Below are 16,646 nucleotides of genomic sequence, written 5' to 3'. Positions count from 1 at the left end.
CTATAAAATGTTTTTCAAGGCTGCGAGAAACATACGGTTGCGGGAATTGTTGCCAATGGAAACGGTGAGCATGTCCGGGAGTCCGAAATCATTCAGTGTCCTCAGCTTGAATCCATGGGCCAACATTTCTGTAGACAGTTTTTTTGCCGGTACAGGAGCGCTGAACATGATGAAATTGCTCTGGCTGGGGTAGACTGTGCAACCCAGTTCTTCCAGTCCCTTCTGAACGCGTTCCCTGCCCCTGATGATAAGGGCTATGGTGGAGTAGTAAAATTCGTTGTGGTTGAGGGCTGCCAGTCCCGCTCCGACATTCAAGGGGCTGATGGGAGTGGGAAGTCTGGATTCTTCAAACTGTTTGGCTCTTTCGCTGTTCATAAGTGCGTATCCAAGCCGGACTCCCTTGAGTCCGAAGGACCATGAGAAGCTGCGCAGGATGACCAGATTAGGTGCCTTTTCCAGAAAATTGATCATGGAGTAGTCATCTTCAGGCCATGAAAATTCCACTGACCTTTCATCAACAATGAGCAGGGTCCGTTCCGGCAGCAGGTTAGCCATGGTTGCCAATTCTTCAGCTGGCAGGCCGTAACCGGATGGTTCATCCGGGTTGGTGATGATGACTGCGGCAGTATTTTCGTTGGCTGTTGTTACTAACTGGTCCAGGGGAGGTGAGTAGTTACGCCCTCTGGGCAGGCGCAGCAGTTCGATTCCGCATAAGGCCGCGACGCTGCTGTATTCCGGCATGCCGTATTCGTAGCTGAGTACATGGTCGACGCCCGGTATGGCGGTCAAGCGCAGGGCCAGATCAAGAATCTCAACAGCTCCTCCGGCCACGAGCACGCATTCTTCCGGAACATCATGCCGTTTTGCAAGGCCGAATTTAAGGCTGTCCGCAGAACCGTTTTCAAAGGCGGAGCAGTTGTTGGCCATGTTGACGATGGCATTTGAAACAGCTTTTGAAACTCCCAGCGGGTTGGAGTTACTGGCAAGATCTATCTCTTTTTTAATTCCGAATTTTTTGCGAAAAGCATCAGCGCTGAGTCTTTTGCCGGGTTTCGTTTCCTTTACAGGAGGGGCGGTTTCCTGAATCTCTTCGACGGGAACTTCTTTGACTTCAGCCACAGGTTCCGGCTTTGGAGTAGGTTCGGGTACAGGCGTAGTCTTGACTGGGGCGTCCTGTTCTTTTTTTTCTGCAGGTGCTGTTTCTGCTACAGGCTTGGCATACATTTCAAGTGGCAGGGTAATTATGCGTATGTCGAAATCGTCACTCAGGGTAGTGTTACTGACTATTTCATTAAGTTTGTCGAATGAATCTATGATGATGTTCAGCAGGTCATTGCTGAGCTCAATCTCATTTTTAAAGACTTGATCAAGGACTTTGCCGATTTTGTCGGCCACGCGACTGATGTTGTTCAGTTCAAGCAGTGAAGCGCTTTCTTTGAGGGAGACAAGTATTCCATATACCTGTGCAACTGAGGCAGCAGAAGGGGATGAACTTTTCTCCATCTCAATAAGTACATTTTCAATCTGGTCCAGTTTTTCCAGAGATTGTTCCACGAAATGTTGCAGGGCTACATCTTCTTGTAAATCATCAGTCATTTTTTCACCTTTGGCATATTTATTTAAGATGGTTAGGGTTACAATATTACCCGGTAACCTAGATTCAGCTTGTCGATTAAAAGATATTTGTGCAATTTTTTTTAGAAGAAATCCATTATCTTTTTATATTCTTGAATGATAAAAATGGCAAAGGTTGTTCGCTAAAAATATAACTTATTACGGTTGCGCTTTTGAGAACTCTGGTTAATATTAAAAATCAATGACCATCTGTTTGCAGAGATTTGGCGGATTTATCCAAAGATAAATCATAAAAAAATCGATTTCCACAGGAAGTTTTTAATTTACGAGGTGTACATATGGTAACCTTTTTTAGTGCTAATGAAGTGGCAGAACTTGCAATGCGTATTGAGCAGAAAGGACAGGCTTTCTACCTGTTGGCTGCAGATGAAGCAAAAGATCCCGGCGCAAAGGAATTTTTCGAATTCTTCGCTGAGGAAGAGTCCCGGCATGAACTTTTTTTCCGTGACATGCGTGACCGCATCGGTTCCATCGAGGTTCCCCCGGGAAGCGACTATGAAGAATATACCCAGTATGTGATGGCCCTTGTTGATTCCCACGATGTATTCAATTTTGACTACACTGCGGCTTTCAAGGATGAGGCTTTCAATTTTGAGCAGGCAGTGCGAGCTGCCATGCGTTTTGAAAAGGACACCATTCTTCTTTTCACTGAGTTGAAAAGGATGGTTCCCGATTCAGAACGTAAATTCGTTGAAGAATGTATCGACGAAGAACGCAAGCATCTGCGCATGCTGGCTGAGAAACTGAGCTAGTTTCAAGCTGCTAAGGTATTAAGAAGCCCCCATTGGATTTTCCAATGGGGGCTTTGTCTTTGTTATGGATATGCTGGTTATTTCTTGATTCCGAGTGCGGTGTTGATCATTGAATCCGTGGTGGTGATACCTTTGGAGTTGGCCTGAAAACCACGCTGGGTCAGGATCATGTAGGCAAATTCATCCGCCAGATCAACGTTCGAGGTTTCAAGGCTGTTGCTGACTACTGATCCGAGACCTTCCTTGCGGGCCACGCCCTGGATTGCAGCTCCTGATTCTGTTGTGGCGCTGAAGTAATTGGAGCCTTCCCTGCGCAGCCCGTACTCATTTTTAAAATTGTACAGGTTGACCTGATAAAGGTCTTGGCTCATCCCGTTGGAGAACAGGGCGCTTAAAATCCCATCGGAATTGAAGGACACGTTCTGGAGGTAGCCCTCCCCGAATCCGTCCTGCGACTGGCTGATGGTTGATGATGATCCGTAGTAGTCTGTGGTGGCAAGGGCGTTGAGCTTACCGTCATTCATTCCCGGAAGTGAGGAGGCATTGCTGCCTACGTCCGCAGCGGTAACTCCGGTTGTATCCCATGAGTCTGTTCCGGAAGTGATACCCATATCAAGTGATATGGTCTGGGCCGCTGCTGTTCCGCTTGCGCCGGAGAGAGTCACGCTGAAAGTCGGCTGTCCGTTGCTGTTCAGGGTTGCCTGTTCCCAATTGTTGAGATCCTTGCCGTCAGTTGAGCCTGCTGCAAGGGTGAAGGCACTCTGGTTGAGCAGGGCCCCGTCACCGGAGAAGGTGAGTGTCCCGGCCATGACCAGTCCTGCACCGGAAGTCCCGGTCAGTGAACCGGCATCGTTTCCGGGGGGAACGGTTACAATGTATTCCCAGTGCCGTTTGTCGGAACTGTCGCCGTCATTTACAACCTTGTCGAAATATACGACCAGATCGTGCTTGTTACCGTTCTCATCATAAATTTGTATGGAGCTGTTGTACTCATATTTGTCGGCAGTCAGCGGTGTGTCGCTGGTGCCGTCCCATTCCTGAAGCAGTGAAAAGAAGGGGGCGTCTGTACTGCTGCTGTTGTCAGGGGCACCGGAGTCAAGGTTGGTGCGCATGGTTACGGCGTCAGTACCTCTGGGGTCTGATTTTACAACCTTTACAGTGTTTCCGTATGCATCAGTCTCATCTTTCATGGGCAGTACAATATTTTGCGAGGTGGTACCAATGTTACCATTATCGTCTATCTTGTAGCCCTGCAGGATATTGTTGTGAGAATCTACGAGCTGACCGTTTTTATCAAAGTGGAAACTTCCCGCACGGGTGTAGTAGCTGGTGCTTGATGCCGGGTCGGCTACACGGAAAAAACCCTGGCCGCCAATGGCAATATCAGTGCTGGAATTAGTGGTCTCAAAAGAGCCTTCCTTGAAATTTATTCTGGTGGCCGCAACCCTTGTTCCCAGCCCGATCTGTCCCGGGGTGTGGATTCCGCCGGAAACAATACCGGAAGTTGCCTTGCCCGAACTCTGGCTGGCGAGTGTTTCAAGAAATGTGTCGCCGCTTTTGTAGGCAGTGGTATTGACGTTGGCAAGGTTGGCACCGATTTGCTGTAGCAGCACCCCGTGTGACTTCACGCCCGTCGCGGCTGTATACATTGAGCTGAAACCCATGACTTAACTCCTTGGTAGGTGCGGCACTAAAATTGTGACTCCGCCTGCACCTGTTTAACCTGTGGCCCGGAATAAAAATCCGGTCACCTGTACTTAAGCAAGGGGCGTGCCTAAAGTTTGTGTTAAGCAATATCAAGGGTTTGTTAGGTCTATTTGGAAAAAGGCGGAAAAAAAGTCCTTCTTAACAAAATATTAAGAGGGACCTTAGGAAGTGGATTAATAACGTTGGAAATTTTGGATCAGACAGCAACTTTCTTTTTCAAATACTTCTTAAGCTTCATGGCCGGAGCTGAATCGGGATTGATTTCAAGGCATTTTTCTGCATTCTTCAACGCCCCTTTGCGATCTCCTTTTTCATACAGGCAGCGCGCTATGTTGAAATAAAGGTTCTCGTCGTCATCGGTCAGCCCCAATGCTCTGGAATAAAAGTTAACGGCTTTGTCGAACATCTTGTTCTTACGCAGGGAGATGCCGAAATCATTAAAAAGGTGTTTATGCCGCCGCTCAAAGGCTGCATCCAGATCAATCAGTCTGCTGAACACATCTGTGGCTTTTTCGGCTTCATTGCGGTCAAGGTAACAGAGACCGATACCGAAATTTGCCCTGATGTTTTCTTCATCAATATTTAAAGCCTTGCCGTATTCCATTTCAGCAGTGAAGGTATTGCCCTCCTGACGCTGGCGGTCAGCCTTGGCAAGGGTCTTATTCAGCTTCTGGATGGCAGGAAATACTGTGGATGTATAAAGTTCAACTTCCGGAGTGAATGATTCCAGTAACTCTTCTTTGCTGATAATCTGTTCTTCACCGGAAGGGACATCATTGTCATTGAGCACCCGCAAGCCTACTTCTCCGTTATCTTTTTCCTCCGCAAAATACAGGAAAGACTGGATGACTTTTCTTTTAGTAGTCCCGGTCCCGATTTCCTGTATCAGTTTCGTGGAAAAGGTGCCCTTTATCTTGGGCATGGGAGTAGCGCCTGTAGTCATGTTGTTTGTTTTGTCTCTTATGTCTCAGAATATATTATTGAAATAGTTCCAGCCAGATATCCATTGAGCGTATAGCACAGATCCGTATAAGCCTCAATTTCTAAAAACAGTAAAAAAGCGGGACAATATTACAACTGTCCCGCTTTACTGTTAAATTAATATAAATATAAAGGATGCTACAGGATGTAACGTGAAAGATCCCTGTCTTCGGTTACGTCTTGCAGTTGTTCCTGTACGTATTCTTTATCAATTACAATGGAATCACCGGAACGGTCCGGGGCTTCAAAGGAAAGGTCGGAGAGAATCTTTTCCATAATGGTGTAGAGTCTGCGAGCTCCGATATTTTCAGTCTCTTCATTGAATTTCTGGGCGTTGAGGGCCACTTCCTCAAGGGCTTCGCGGCTGAAGTCAATGGTCAGGTTTTCAGTTTCCAGCAGAGCTTTGTACTGAACGGTCAGGGCATTCTGCGGCTCGGTAAGGATGCGGTAGAAGTCATCCTTGTCGAGGGAGGTCAGTTCCACACGCAGGGGAAAACGGCCTTGAAGTTCGGGGATCAGGTCAGATGGCTTGGCGTAGCTGAATGCTCCTGCGGAGATAAACAGGATGTGATCAGTTTTGACCATACCGTATTTGGTGTTGACCACGCAGCCTTCAACAACGGGAAGCAGGTCGCGCTGTACACCTTCGCGGGAAACGTTTGCAGAGCCTCCGCCTTCTTGATTTCCGGCGATCTTGTCAATCTCATCAAGGAAGAGGATACCGCCCTGCTCAACACGTTCACGGGCCAGTTCAGCCACGTTGTCCATGTCGATGAGCTTGTCGGATTCCTGCTGAATGAGGATATCGTAAGCCTCGCGGATTTTGACCTTGCGCATTTTTTTCTTGTTGGGGAACATCTTGCCGATCATGTCGTTGACCTGCATGCCCATGTCTTCCATGCCGGGCATGGACATGATTTCCACGCCGCCGCCCTGTACAGAAACTTCGATTTCGACTTCACGATCATCAAGCTTGCCTTCGCGCCACATCTTGCGGAATTTCTCTCGGGTAGAGGACTGGTCTGCTGAGGGCTGCTCTTCCTGTTCTTCCGGTGCAGCGGGATTGAAGAATCCCATGCCGGCCTGTTTGGGTTTGGAGGAGGGCAGCAGGATGTCGAGCAGTGCGTCTTCAGCGTGCTTTTCAGCCTTAACTTTGACCTTCTCCATTTCTTCCTTGCGCACAAGGTTGATGCCGATTTCCATCAGGTCGCGGACCATGGATTCAACATCGCGGCCCACGTAACCAACTTCAGTGAATTTGGTGGCTTCGACCTTGAAGAACGGGCATCCGGCAAGTTTAGCCAGACGGCGGGCGATTTCAGTTTTACCAACCCCGGTGGGGCCCATCATGATGATGTTCTTCGGTGCTATTTCGTCACGCAGTTCCGGGGGAAGCTGCTGACGGCGCCAGCGGTTACGCATGGCAATGGCGACCATCCGTTTTGCATCGGACTGGCCGATGATGAATTTATCCAGTTCAGAAACGATTTCTCTAGGTGTAAGATTGCTCATTTTTTCAGGCTCGCGAAATTTTATTTTTCAAGGGTTTTGAGAACAAAATGGTCGTTGGTGTAAACGCAGATTTCACTGGCGATTTCCATGGATTTCTGAGCGACGTCCGCGGCAGGCATCTCGGTGTTGCGCATGAGCGCACGGGCTGCGGAAAGGGCGTAGGAACCTCCGGAACCGATGGCGGCAACACCGTCGTCAGGTTCGATAACATCACCGTTACCGCTGATGATGAGGATATGCTCGGCATCAGCGACCATGATCATTGCTTCCAGCTTGCGCAGGAATTTATCTGTGCGCCAGTCAGTAGCCATTTCAACGGCAGAGCGCACAAGGTTGCCGGAGTAGGTTTTGAGTTTCTTTTCAAAGCGTTCAAAAAGGGTGAAGGCATCAGCGGTCGCCCCGGCGAATCCGGCGATGACCTGATCATTGTAAAGGGTACGGACTTTCACTGCGGAGTGTTTCATCACCACAGCCTGTCCCATAGTGACCTGACCGTCACCGATCATGGCAGTGCCTTTATCGTCCTTAACGGCCAGAATGGTTGTTCCTCTCATTTCCATGTTCATCTCCTGATTCATCTATTTCAATATGACGGATTGAGTTCAATTTGGTTATGAATTCAATAATTACGCCGAGGGGTATTTTTAAATAGCGGCGTGAAATTTTTGGTTACCAGAACATAATACCTGTGGGGGGGATGGCAAGGGGGGAGGGGAAACTTCATTTCCAACCTAAAGAAATATTAATTTAGTCCGAAAATAACATTGATACGCGATTAATCCTCTAAATAAAACCATATAAATAGTTGAGGCCAGCCATGAGAATCAATGAATCTTCGGGCTTTAAATTTAATGTTTTCAACATGAAGAAGGAAGCTGCTGAAGCTGAAGAAGAAAATTCAACTCATCAGCCAGTAGTAGAAAAAGAGCCGCAGGGACATTCTTTTTCTGCCAGAAATATGATGGCAGGGAACTTTGTTCAGCAGGACCGTGAACAGTCTCGTTACATCAACGGGCTGATGACTTCCTATGCTGTCGCGGATCAATTCCGCAGCCAGATGCAGAGTGTGCTAGAATCCGGGCAGATTGATGCTGCTATCGCCGCTGCTGCTTCGCCGGGAAATAAGGCAGAAATGTTGCTTGCGGGCATGAAGGCGGAAAGGGCAGCAGAAGAAAAGGCTGAAAATTATACTAAGGAAAAGCTCGAAGAGAAGATTGAAGCTGAGCGTAAGGAAGAAGAAAAAGAACAGGAAGAGAAGGTCGAGGAAAAGATCGAAGAGAAGCTCATGCCTGAAGGCGCCAAGCAGGTTCTGGATGCCGACCCTGACCCTGAGGAGCTTACTGAGGAAATCGCAGAGAAGGTCGAAGAGGCTACTGAAGCCAAGGGTGAGAAGATTTTAAAAGGCAACGAGCAGGATGAACCTCAGACAGTTGCCGGGAATATTCAGGCAGCTGAACAGGTGAGTGCTGTGGCGGCTGCCGGTACAGTGACTCCGGATGGTGATAAGAAAGTCGAACTGAATGGAGAATCTACCCAGACCGTGGAAGGCAGTGCTTCTGTCGGGCCTGTCCCGCCGCCGGGAACTTATGTTGATGAAGTTGTTTAGAAATTGAATTTGATCCGAAAATTGAAAACTCCCTCCTGCAAGAGCAAGAGGGAGCTTTCTTTATCTATGATAATTTATCGCTTTACACGGCGAAGCCAACTAAAAGGTTTTGGAATTTTTAAACCCTTTTGCAAAAGGTTTTAAGCCGCCGGAGGCGAAATCAGTTCATCAAAACGCGAAGCGCATCAACTACTCCGCAGCTTCCCGCAATTCCTTAACAGCTTTGGCGTAAGCTCTAAACACGTTCTCCCTGTTGATGATCCCGATGATTGAGTTGGGATCGTCAGCACTTACAACCGGAATCTGCCCGTAGTCGGTATCCACGAACTTGAGCAGGGCGGTGTAGAGATCGTCATCCTTTTTGAGGGTCGCCGGCTTGGTGGCGAGGTCCTTGGCTAGGATGAGGTCAAAGAGATCCGGGTTGAAGAGGTGGTTACGGACATTCTGAATTGTCAGGATTCCGGTAATTACCCCTTCCTCGTTCTTGACCGGAAAGTATAGCTCGTTGGTGTTGGCGATGATGTCGGTCAACGCCTTGAGCGTGGTTCCTTCTTCAAGGGTGGTTACGCGCCCCGGTTTGTAGTGGGTATCCACGTGCAGACCCTCAAGGATGTTGATGGTCTTATCCTCAATATGGGCCGGGGAATCGAATTTACTTTCCACCTGATGCTCATAGAGGGAGAAACTGCGTCCCAGCACGATGCACAGCGCAGAGGCGAGCATGAGCGGAGCCAACAGGCCGTAACCCTGTGTGAGTTCGCAGACCATGATTAGCGGGCCGATGGGGGCTTTTGCCACCCCGGCAAAGAATGCGGCCATGCCGACCAGTACGTAACCTCCGGGCTGGGTGACGATATCCGGGTAATATTTCCCGGCAATCTGGCCTACGATACCGCCGGACATGCCGCCTACGAAAAGTGCGGGTGCAAACATACCGCCGGACATTCCGGAACCGATGGTCATGGAAGTTGCGATGGTTTTTCCGATCACAATGGCGATCATCATCATGAGCGGGATTTCACCCATGATTGCCATTTCCAGCCAACCGTAGCCGCCGGTGAGAACCTGCGGGAAGAACATACCCATGATACCCATCATGAGTCCGCCGAGCGCTGTGGCCCACATGAGGCTGACCCGGTCCCTGATCTGGTTGAATACAGAGAACTTGATGAAGCGGAAAGTGCGGATGTACATCCAGCCCGCTAAGGTGCAGGCAAAGGCCAGAGCAACGTAGAATATCAGCTCTCGCGGATCGTGGAAAACAAAGCGCGGAATACCGAAGATCGGCTCTGTGCCGTAGAAAAGTGTGAACAGTGAATATGAAACTACGGAGGATATGACTGAAGGCAGGATTGCTTCGGATTCAAAGTCCTCGCGGTAGATTACCTCAATAGCGGTGAGCGCGCCGCCTAGCGGGGCACGGAATATTGCACCTAGACCGCCAGCTGCACCGGAGAGGAGCAGGATGCGGCGTTCCTTGGTGGAAAGCTTCAGTTTTTGGGCCAGCCATGAGCCTACCCCGGCTCCCATCTGGGTAATGGGACCTTCTCGACCGGCACTACCACCGCAGGAGATGGTGAAGACTGAGGTGATCCCTTTGATGATGGGCACGATGGGCTTCATGAGCCCGCCGCCTTGATGGAAACATTTAATGGTGGCGTCAGTGCCGTCAGTTCCGCCGGAGGTTGTTTCCGGGATATATTTGTTGACCAGCCATCCGGTAACCAGACCGACGATGGTCAGGCAGATGGGGATGGTCCACGTGCGCAGATGTTCTCCGGCATGCCCATGGAAAAGCTCTTCACCTTCGGGAGCGGGCAGGGAAAGACCGGCCAACTGGCTCATGAAAATGTGTTTACCGAGCTCAACAGCGCCGAAGAAAAGTACGGCCACGATACCGGAAAGGATACCGACTACAATACCGAGTACCAGCCAGCGGAAGTGACTGACGTTGCGGTAAGAGCGGACGAGGTCTTTCCATGTATGCAGACTGAGAAAAGGACTCATTATTCTGCTCCTGATTCTGATTCGCTCAGATGCAGTCCGGGACGGACCTGTGATTCAGGGTATGAAAGAATTTCTCTGGCAAGACCGATATCAATGCCGATGCGTTCCTTGAGTTCATCCAGTCCGTTGAATTTTTTCTCGGAACGGATTCGCTGAATGAAATGTACGCGGATGTCCTTGCCGTAAATATCGCCGGAAAAATCGAGGATATGAGCTTCCACGGAAAGGGCTTCATTACCGAAGGTGGGGTTCTTGCCGATGTTGGCAACACCGGGAAGCACCTTGCCTTCAATTTCCACGCGGATGGCGTAGACCCCTTTCTTGGGGAAAAGTTCATCTTCAAGCTTGATGTTGGCGGTGGGAAAACCGAGCAGCCTGCCGCCCCTGTTCATGCCGTGCACAACTTCGCCTCGGACCTGATAAAAACGTCCCAGCAGCGGGCGCACATCCCAGACGTTACCTTCGCTGACCAGGTCGCGGATACGGGAGGAACTGACCACTGCGTCTTTGAGGATGACCGGATCGAGGCGTTCAATGCCGTATCCCAGCTTGCTGCCAAGTTCCACGAGGGTTTCGTAGTTGCCACTGCGTCCCTTGCCCAATGCATAGTCATAGCCCACGACCATTTCTTTCATTCCCAGCGGATCGATTAGGTATTGCTGTATGAATTCTTGCGGAGAAAGGGCGGCCATTTCTTTGGTGAAATTCAGGGCCAGAATTATGTCCGGCTTGTGTAGAGCGATGAGTTCAAGTTTTTGTGAGGTAAGGGTGATGAAGGGCGGGGTCTTGCTGTTAACCAGTACCCGCAGCGGATGGGGATCAAAGGTTACTACAACGCTGGCAAGGCCGTTGGCCCGTGCTTTCTTGCAGGTGCTGCTGATCAGCTTCTGGTGGCCTTTGTGGACCCCGTCAAAGTTTCCGATTGTTACGCATGCGCCTTGTTCAGGCTTGATAATTTCATCTATTGATTTTGCGATGATCATATTCGCTTCACTTTTTAATTGGAGATAGAATTTTAGAAACGAAAACCGTTACCTCAAAAGCCTGCATCATTCAAGCTTTCCCTTGCCCTCTTCCTCGGGCGGTTTCGGGTTGATTGTTTCCTGCAGTTTAGTCAGCTCTTCCCGTTGTTTCTTGGTTTTTGCCAGCCCTTCAGCCTTACGGAGATGGAACTGAGCCTGTTTTATGTTGTGGCCGTACAGAGCTGCATAGGCGAGTTGGGTATGGGCTTCAAAATAATGTCCTGATTCGCCGAGCATTCGTCCTAGGTGGTAGTGTATTTCCCTGTCGTGAGGAACCATTTCAGCTACCCGGCGCATGGTCAGGATGGCCTGTTTGTAATTCTTTCTCGCGCCTTCAATGCGGGCGATGAAGAACAGAGTCATGGCATCGCGAGGTTCGCGTATGTACGCTTCGCGCAACAAGGGAGAGGCTTTATCCATTTTTCCGATGGTAAAGTAGAAGCGTCCCTGTTCGCGCAGGATCAGGGTGTCATTAGGGCAAAGCTCGTGTGCCTGATTGAACTCCAGCTCGGCTTTCTTGTATTGCTTCATGCGGGTGTAGACAATTCCAAGTCCTAGATGATCAAGGCATGTGCGTTTTTCTTCAGGAATTGCCAAGTAATAGGCAAGGGCGACGTCCGGTGAGGTTAGTCTGGCCCGGATCAGGGTCTGAACCTTGAAGAAGGCTGCATCATTGTTTTTTCGCTGGAAATATTCCGGGGGCATGCGCTTGAAACGGTCCTCAAGGTAGCCGATACGGGCATCGAGGCCGGGGTGAGTGGAAAGATAAGTCGGGATGTTGGTGTTGCTGAGATTCCACTGGCGCTGCTTCATGACCTTGAAGCCGTCAACCATGCTTTGCGGGTTGTAACCGGCAGCAACAAGATAGTTTATCCCAAGATGGTCGGCTTCCCTTTCGTTTTCCTGAGTATAGTTTAGGTATGCACTTGTGGCCCCGCCCATGGAACCCATGGCGATGGCGGTACCGAGGTTGCCCATGCTTCCTCCTCCGCCAGCAATGCCAACCAGCATCCCGGCCAGAGTCCCCAACATACTGGCGAAGTTGACCATCTTCATTTGTTCCATGCGTCGGGCCACATGGCGCAAGGATACGTGAGCAAGTTCGTGGCCGATAACTGCCGCAAGTTCAGCCTCATGCTTCATGTTCAGGATCAATCCGGTATAAACGTAGACATAACCGCCCGGAACAGCGAAGGCATTCATGGCGTTGTTACGGATAACAGTAGCAGTAATGGGAAAAGGCTGCGGCGGAATATGTTCGGCAACTCTTGCCACAAGATGCTTTACGTATCCTTCAATTTGGGGGTCGAGGATAACCGGAAGCCTGCTGCGGACCATTTTGTCGAACTCTTTACCCAGTCTGATTTCGTCCTTGATCGTGAATTCTCCGAAAAGAGAATTGGCAGTAGCCTGCGGGGTCATCCAGAAACTGAAAAAAAAGATCAGTATTAATGAGGTGATTTGGAGGAATATTTTATTTCTGATGGACATGCTAATGTTTACTGGATTTATAGATCGTGTTGGGAATTTGAATTTATATGAAGAGAGTAAGTTTAGAACTGGCAGTTGTAAAGAAAGATAGCAAAAAGAAAACCCCGCAGACAGCTTATAAAGCACCATCTGCGGCGTCACAGCAAAAAAGGCTGAAACTCACGTATGTTTTATACGCATCGTTCCAGCCTTTTTCTTGTTTCTTGCATCTGGCACTTTCTAAGCTGTCTGCCAGAGTGATGTAGATTTTTTATTTGCCCATCATATCGAAGAATTCTTCGTTGTTTTTGGTGCCTTTCATCTTGTCCAGCAGGAATTCCATGGAATCGATGGAGTTCATGGGGGCAAGAAGCTTGCGCAGGATCCAGACCTTGTTGAGAACTCCGTCCTCAAGAAGGAGTTCTTCCTTACGGGTACCGGAACGGTTGATGTCGATAGCCGGGAAGACGCGCTTTTCAGCAAGCTTGCGGTCAAGGTAGAGGTCCATGTTACCGGTACCCTTGAATTCTTCAAAAATAACTTCGTCCATGCGGGAGCCGGTATCGATGAGGGCAGTGGCGATGATAGTCAGGCTGCCGCCTTCTTCGATGTTACGGGCTGCGCCGAAGAATCTTTTGGGGCGCTGCATGGCGTTGGCGTCCAGACCACCAGATAAAACCCTTCCGGAGGAAGGAGTCACGGCGTTGTATGCACGGCCGAGACGGGTGATGGAGTCGAGCAGGATGACTACGTCACGTTTACGCTCAACAAGACGCTTGGCCTTTTCAAGGACCATTTCGGTAACCTGCACATGACGCTGCGGAGGCTCATCGAAGGTGGAGCTGACCACTTCGGCCTTAACGGTTCTGGCCATATCGGTAACTTCTTCGGGACGTTCGTCGATGAGCAGAACGATGAGATCAACGTCAGGATGGTTGGCGTTGATGGAGTTTGCGATGTTCTGCAGCATCATGGTCTTACCGGTACGGGGCGGAGCAACGAGCAGTGCGCGCTGGCCGCGACCGATGGGGGAAAGAATATCGATTACCCGGGAGCTAAAATTCTTGGGGCCGTTTTCCATTTTGAAACGGTTGTCCGGGTATACGGGGGTCAGGTTGTCGAAAAGTACCAGATTTCTGGAATGCTCCGGCGGTTCTAGACCTATTTCATTAACCCTGAGCAGTGCAAAGTAGCGTTCTCCTTCTTTGGGAGGACGAATCTGGCCGGAGATGATGTCACCCTTACGCAGGCCGAATCTTCTGATCTGGGAGGGAGAAACATAGATGTCATCCGGTCCGGGCATGTAGCTGTAAGTGGGGGAACGCAGGAAACCGAAACCGTCGGGAAGGACTTCCAGTACACCTTCACCGTAAATCTGTCCGTTCTGCGCCGCGCAACCCTGAAGCAGTGCAAAGATCAGTTCCTGCTTGCGCATGCCGCTGGGGTTTTCAACTTTGAATTTAGCTGCCAGATCCATTAGGTCTGACATCTTCTTCTGTTTTAGTTCAGTCAGGTTCAGGTTTTGTATTTTTTTGTCTTGGCCCATACTGTATAACCGGATTTAAAAAGTTTAAAAAATATTTTTAAGTTAACGGAAAACAACCGCAATGCACACATTATGTATTCATGCATTTGTCGGAATGCTTTATCCTTAACTAGATGATGGAAATGATATTGGATTTTCCTGAGTGAGGGGCTGTTTATCTGTTCGAATACAACGACTTTGAATTGTCTTTGATTCTTGCTCCACCCTAGTTGCAGTCTTTTTTTATAGAAATGCTACGTTGGTTGTTTCTGATAAAAACATGCCACATTCTAAAACGTGCAACTGATAGGGCATTAACTGAAAGAATCGTTTATGACAAGTCGTTTGAACAGGATTTTTAGGATTCCTCTTCCTGCTTTTCCAGAACGTCACTGAAAAGAGCATTGATCTCATCCTTGATTTCTTCTTGGTCAAGGTCGAGAGCAAAGGAAAGCTCCATTGAAACTAAGCCCATAGCTTGTTCAAGGAGTCTGCGTTCACCAAAAGAAAGTTCTTTGTCGCGTCCGATGAGGAACAACTCTTTAAGCACGTATGCAACATCCTGAAGATCGCCGCTCTTAAGCTTTTCAGAGTACTCACGGTAGCGTCTGTTCCAGTTCTGTCCGGTGTAACCGGTGAAGTCAGATCTGTCCTTGAGACTTTCAAAGATTTCCATGCCCGCGTCCTTATCACAGACAGCGCGAAGACCCACGTTATGCGCGTTCATGACCGGAACCATGAGCGTAACATTGTTACTTAAAATGCGGACAATATAAAATTCAGCGGTTGCTCCGCCGATTTCCTGGCTTTCAATACGTTCTACTTTGCCTACGCCCTGCGAAGGGTAGACAACCAACTGGTCTAGCTCAAACACTCATGGCTCCTTGGACTTGCTAAAGAAATGTTTGGAAAGGTCGGTGCGAATTTCGGGGATAACCCGAGATGGTGATGGCGCGGTTACGTGGAATTCAGGATTAGCTGAAAACGGGTTTACAGGCCTTTCCCATTTCTTCTACCCTCTAATTGATATTTATTTTCTTTAGAGGGAATTGCTACGAAAAATTATTATAACTGAATTGTAAAAAATAGTCTACGGTTCGGTTTCAGGAAGATCAGGCATGAAACTATTCATAAACTGGGTTGCCGTTCCTTGACCGCGCCTGAAATGCAGGTTTAGCCCTTTTATCGCTGCCTGTGACATCTGGGCTGCGATTTCAAGTTCCTGCGTATTGAATTCCTCAAGTACATAGTCTTTGACCTGAGAGGAAAATTCCGGACGGCCGATACCAACCCTTAAGCGGAAGAAATTAGGAGACCCCATTTTCTCCTGAATGGATTCAAGGCCCCGGTGGCCGTTGTTGCCACCGCCTTTTTTGAATTTCATCCTTCCGCAGGGAAGGTCCAGTTCATCATGGATGACGTAGACATCAGATACGGCAATAGAATATTTGCCGCAGATGGCCGCAACAGCCTTGCCGCTCAGGTTCATATAGGTGAGCGGTTTGGTTGCCAGCACATTGTTTCCGGCTATATTGAGGCTGAAAAGTTCGAAGTCGCCGGAAATCCCCATTTTCTTGTAGCGCATGCTTTTGCGGGATTCTGCCACTTCAGCCAAAGCATCAACAGCCATGAAACCAATATTGTGTCTGGTTTTGGCGTATTGCGGTCCGGGGTTCCCCAGTCCTACTATAAGTGCTTTGTATTCCATGATTATATCCCTGCTTTACAAACGGCAAAGGCCCCGGATAAACCGGGGCCCGAAAATGAGTCTACTTGTAAGAGCCTATTCTTCTGCTGCTTCTTCTTCGCCTTCTTCGTCGCCTTTAGCAGAACCGCGGCCAGCGGCACAACGGACGAGTGCGAAGTTGCTGTCGTACTGTACGGAAGCGCCTTCACCGAGTTCGATTTCGTTTACGAATACAGTGTCACCAACTTCCATGTTGTCGATGTTTACAACGATCTGAGCAGGGAGGGTTGCAGCGGTACAAGCAACGGTGAGTTTTTCACGGTAGATAGCCATGCGGCCACCGAGCTTAACACCGGGAGCGGTACCTTCAGTTACAACGGGAACGTCGACTTTGATGGTGCGGTCATTAGAAACACCGAGGAAGTCGATGTGGTTGGGACGGGGACGGACGGGGTCCATCTGTACTTTCCAAACCAGAGTGTCGTAGGTCTTGCCATCAACTTCGAGGCTGAAGATACGGGTGGTGCCAACCTGACGGAACATTTTAACGAAGTCGATTTCGTTAACGGACAGAATCAGGTTTTCGCCTTCCTGAGAGTAGAAGACAACGGGAACCATGCCCTGGTTACGGAGCTGACGGTTTGCGGATTTACCGGTTTTGGTACGCAGTTCAGCTTTGAAAGTTACTTTCTCAGACATTATTTTCTCCTTATGGTTAACCTGCTGCCGCTCAAAAAGACCG

General features: G+C 49.1%; 14 protein-coding genes. 2 read left to right on the top strand and 12 right to left on the bottom strand.

What is annotated here, in order from left to right:
* Nucleotides 1–1,596, bottom strand: a complete 1,596-nt coding sequence (locus tag ACO05Z_RS15000) for an aminotransferase class I/II-fold pyridoxal phosphate-dependent enzyme (RefSeq protein ID WP_421902995.1) — start codon at nucleotides 1,594–1,596, stop codon at nucleotides 1–3.
* A gap of 317 nt (nucleotides 1,597–1,913) precedes the next feature.
* Here ACO05Z_RS15000 and ACO05Z_RS14995 point away from each other — a divergent pair, with 317 nt between their 5' ends.
* A complete protein-coding gene (locus tag ACO05Z_RS14995; RefSeq protein WP_421902994.1) occupies nucleotides 1,914–2,387 on the top strand; it encodes a ferritin-like domain-containing protein in 474 nt (157 codons plus the stop codon).
* Between the two features lie 77 nt (nucleotides 2,388–2,464).
* Here the strand turns inward: ACO05Z_RS14995 and ACO05Z_RS14990 are convergent, their stop codons facing one another.
* The 4 genes from ACO05Z_RS14990 to hslV all read right to left on the bottom strand — a co-directional run bounded on the left by ACO05Z_RS14990 (nucleotide 2,465) and on the right by hslV (nucleotide 7,147).
* A complete protein-coding gene (locus ACO05Z_RS14990; protein ID WP_421902993.1) occupies nucleotides 2,465–4,051 on the bottom strand; it encodes a flagellar hook protein FlgE in 1,587 nt (528 codons plus the stop codon).
* Nucleotides 4,052–4,290: 239 nt separating this feature from the next.
* Nucleotides 4,291–5,016: a tetratricopeptide repeat protein gene (locus tag ACO05Z_RS14985; RefSeq protein WP_421902992.1), complete on the bottom strand. Its 726-nt coding sequence runs from the start codon at nucleotides 5,014–5,016 to the stop codon at nucleotides 4,291–4,293.
* A gap of 197 nt (nucleotides 5,017–5,213) precedes the next feature.
* On the bottom strand, nucleotides 5,214–6,587 hold the full coding sequence (hslU, locus tag ACO05Z_RS14980) for an ATP-dependent protease ATPase subunit HslU (protein ID WP_421902991.1): 1,374 nt from the start codon (nucleotides 6,585–6,587) through the stop codon (nucleotides 5,214–5,216).
* Between the two features lie 20 nt (nucleotides 6,588–6,607).
* Nucleotides 6,608–7,147, bottom strand: a complete 540-nt coding sequence (gene hslV, locus ACO05Z_RS14975; RefSeq protein WP_421902990.1) for an ATP-dependent protease subunit HslV — start codon at nucleotides 7,145–7,147, stop codon at nucleotides 6,608–6,610.
* Nucleotides 7,148–7,404: 257 nt separating this feature from the next.
* Between hslV and ACO05Z_RS14970 the strand changes: the two genes are divergently transcribed.
* Complete coding sequence (locus tag ACO05Z_RS14970; RefSeq protein ID WP_421902989.1) at nucleotides 7,405–8,193, top strand: hypothetical protein; 789 nt, start codon at nucleotides 7,405–7,407, stop codon at nucleotides 8,191–8,193.
* A gap of 189 nt (nucleotides 8,194–8,382) precedes the next feature.
* Here the strand turns inward: ACO05Z_RS14970 and ACO05Z_RS14965 are convergent, their stop codons facing one another.
* From ACO05Z_RS14965 to ACO05Z_RS14935, 7 genes are all read right to left on the bottom strand, one after another.
* Nucleotides 8,383–10,200, bottom strand: coding sequence for a chloride channel protein (locus tag ACO05Z_RS14965; protein WP_421902988.1), 1,818 nt, complete (start codon nucleotides 10,198–10,200; stop codon nucleotides 8,383–8,385).
* A complete protein-coding gene (locus tag ACO05Z_RS14960) occupies nucleotides 10,200–11,183 on the bottom strand; it encodes a bifunctional riboflavin kinase/FAD synthetase (protein ID WP_421902987.1) in 984 nt (327 codons plus the stop codon). Before ACO05Z_RS14960 ends, ACO05Z_RS14965 begins: the two co-directional genes overlap by 1 nt.
* A 66-nt stretch (nucleotides 11,184–11,249) precedes the next feature.
* The gene (locus ACO05Z_RS14955) at nucleotides 11,250–12,713 is read right to left on the bottom strand and encodes a M48 family metalloprotease (protein WP_421902986.1); all 1,464 of its coding nucleotides are present in this window, start codon (nucleotides 12,711–12,713) and stop codon (nucleotides 11,250–11,252) included.
* Nucleotides 12,714–12,963: 250 nt separating this feature from the next.
* The gene (gene rho, locus ACO05Z_RS14950; RefSeq protein ID WP_421902985.1) at nucleotides 12,964–14,238 is read right to left on the bottom strand and encodes a transcription termination factor Rho; all 1,275 of its coding nucleotides are present in this window, start codon (nucleotides 14,236–14,238) and stop codon (nucleotides 12,964–12,966) included.
* A 337-nt stretch (nucleotides 14,239–14,575) separates the two neighbouring features.
* Nucleotides 14,576–15,091 (bottom strand): CarD family transcriptional regulator, encoded by a 516-nt coding sequence (locus ACO05Z_RS14945; protein WP_421902984.1) that lies wholly within the window; start codon nucleotides 15,089–15,091, stop codon nucleotides 14,576–14,578.
* A gap of 216 nt (nucleotides 15,092–15,307) precedes the next feature.
* A complete protein-coding gene (gene pth, locus ACO05Z_RS14940) occupies nucleotides 15,308–15,925 on the bottom strand; it encodes an aminoacyl-tRNA hydrolase (RefSeq protein WP_421902983.1) in 618 nt (205 codons plus the stop codon).
* A 75-nt stretch (nucleotides 15,926–16,000) separates the two neighbouring features.
* Entirely contained in the window at nucleotides 16,001–16,603 is a 603-nt protein-coding gene (locus ACO05Z_RS14935; RefSeq protein ID WP_421902982.1) for a 50S ribosomal protein L25, read from the bottom strand.
* Nucleotides 16,604–16,646 lie beyond the last annotated feature (43 nt).

The sequence above is a fragment of the Maridesulfovibrio sp. genome, from assembly GCF_965230075.1.
In the GTDB taxonomy this organism is placed as follows: domain Bacteria; phylum Desulfobacterota; class Desulfovibrionia; order Desulfovibrionales; family Desulfovibrionaceae; genus Maridesulfovibrio.
Note: the sequence above shows the minus strand (reverse complement) of the source record. Positions and strands in the feature narration are given on the sequence as shown.

Bases quoted from the DNA above. Each gene is read 5' to 3' on its own strand.
- ACO05Z_RS15000 (WP_421902995.1), bottom strand. From the start codon at position 1,596: ATGACTGATGATTTACAAGAAGATGTAGCCCTGCAACATTTCGTGGAA.
- ACO05Z_RS14985 (WP_421902992.1), bottom strand. From the start codon at position 5,016: ATGCCCAAGATAAAGGGCACCTTTTCCACGAAACTGATACAGGAAATC.
- hslV (WP_421902990.1), bottom strand. From the start codon at position 7,147: ATGGAAATGAGAGGAACAACCATTCTGGCCGTTAAGGACGATAAAGGC.
- rho (WP_421902985.1), bottom strand. From the start codon at position 14,238: ATGGGCCAAGACAAAAAAATACAAAACCTGAACCTGACTGAACTAAAA.
- ACO05Z_RS14990 (WP_421902993.1), bottom strand. From the start codon at position 4,051: ATGGGTTTCAGCTCAATGTATACAGCCGCGACGGGCGTGAAGTCACAC.
- hslU (WP_421902991.1), bottom strand. From the start codon at position 6,587: ATGAGCAATCTTACACCTAGAGAAATCGTTTCTGAACTGGATAAATTC.
- pth (WP_421902983.1), bottom strand. From the start codon at position 15,925: ATGGAATACAAAGCACTTATAGTAGGACTGGGGAACCCCGGACCGCAA.
- ACO05Z_RS14995 (WP_421902994.1), top strand. From the start codon at position 1,914: ATGGTAACCTTTTTTAGTGCTAATGAAGTGGCAGAACTTGCAATGCGT.
- ACO05Z_RS14955 (WP_421902986.1), bottom strand. From the start codon at position 12,713: ATGTCCATCAGAAATAAAATATTCCTCCAAATCACCTCATTAATACTG.
- ACO05Z_RS14935 (WP_421902982.1), bottom strand. From the start codon at position 16,603: ATGTCTGAGAAAGTAACTTTCAAAGCTGAACTGCGTACCAAAACCGGT.
- ACO05Z_RS14960 (WP_421902987.1), bottom strand. From the start codon at position 11,183: ATGATCATCGCAAAATCAATAGATGAAATTATCAAGCCTGAACAAGGC.
- ACO05Z_RS14965 (WP_421902988.1), bottom strand. From the start codon at position 10,200: ATGAGTCCTTTTCTCAGTCTGCATACATGGAAAGACCTCGTCCGCTCT.
- ACO05Z_RS14970 (WP_421902989.1), top strand. From the start codon at position 7,405: ATGAGAATCAATGAATCTTCGGGCTTTAAATTTAATGTTTTCAACATG.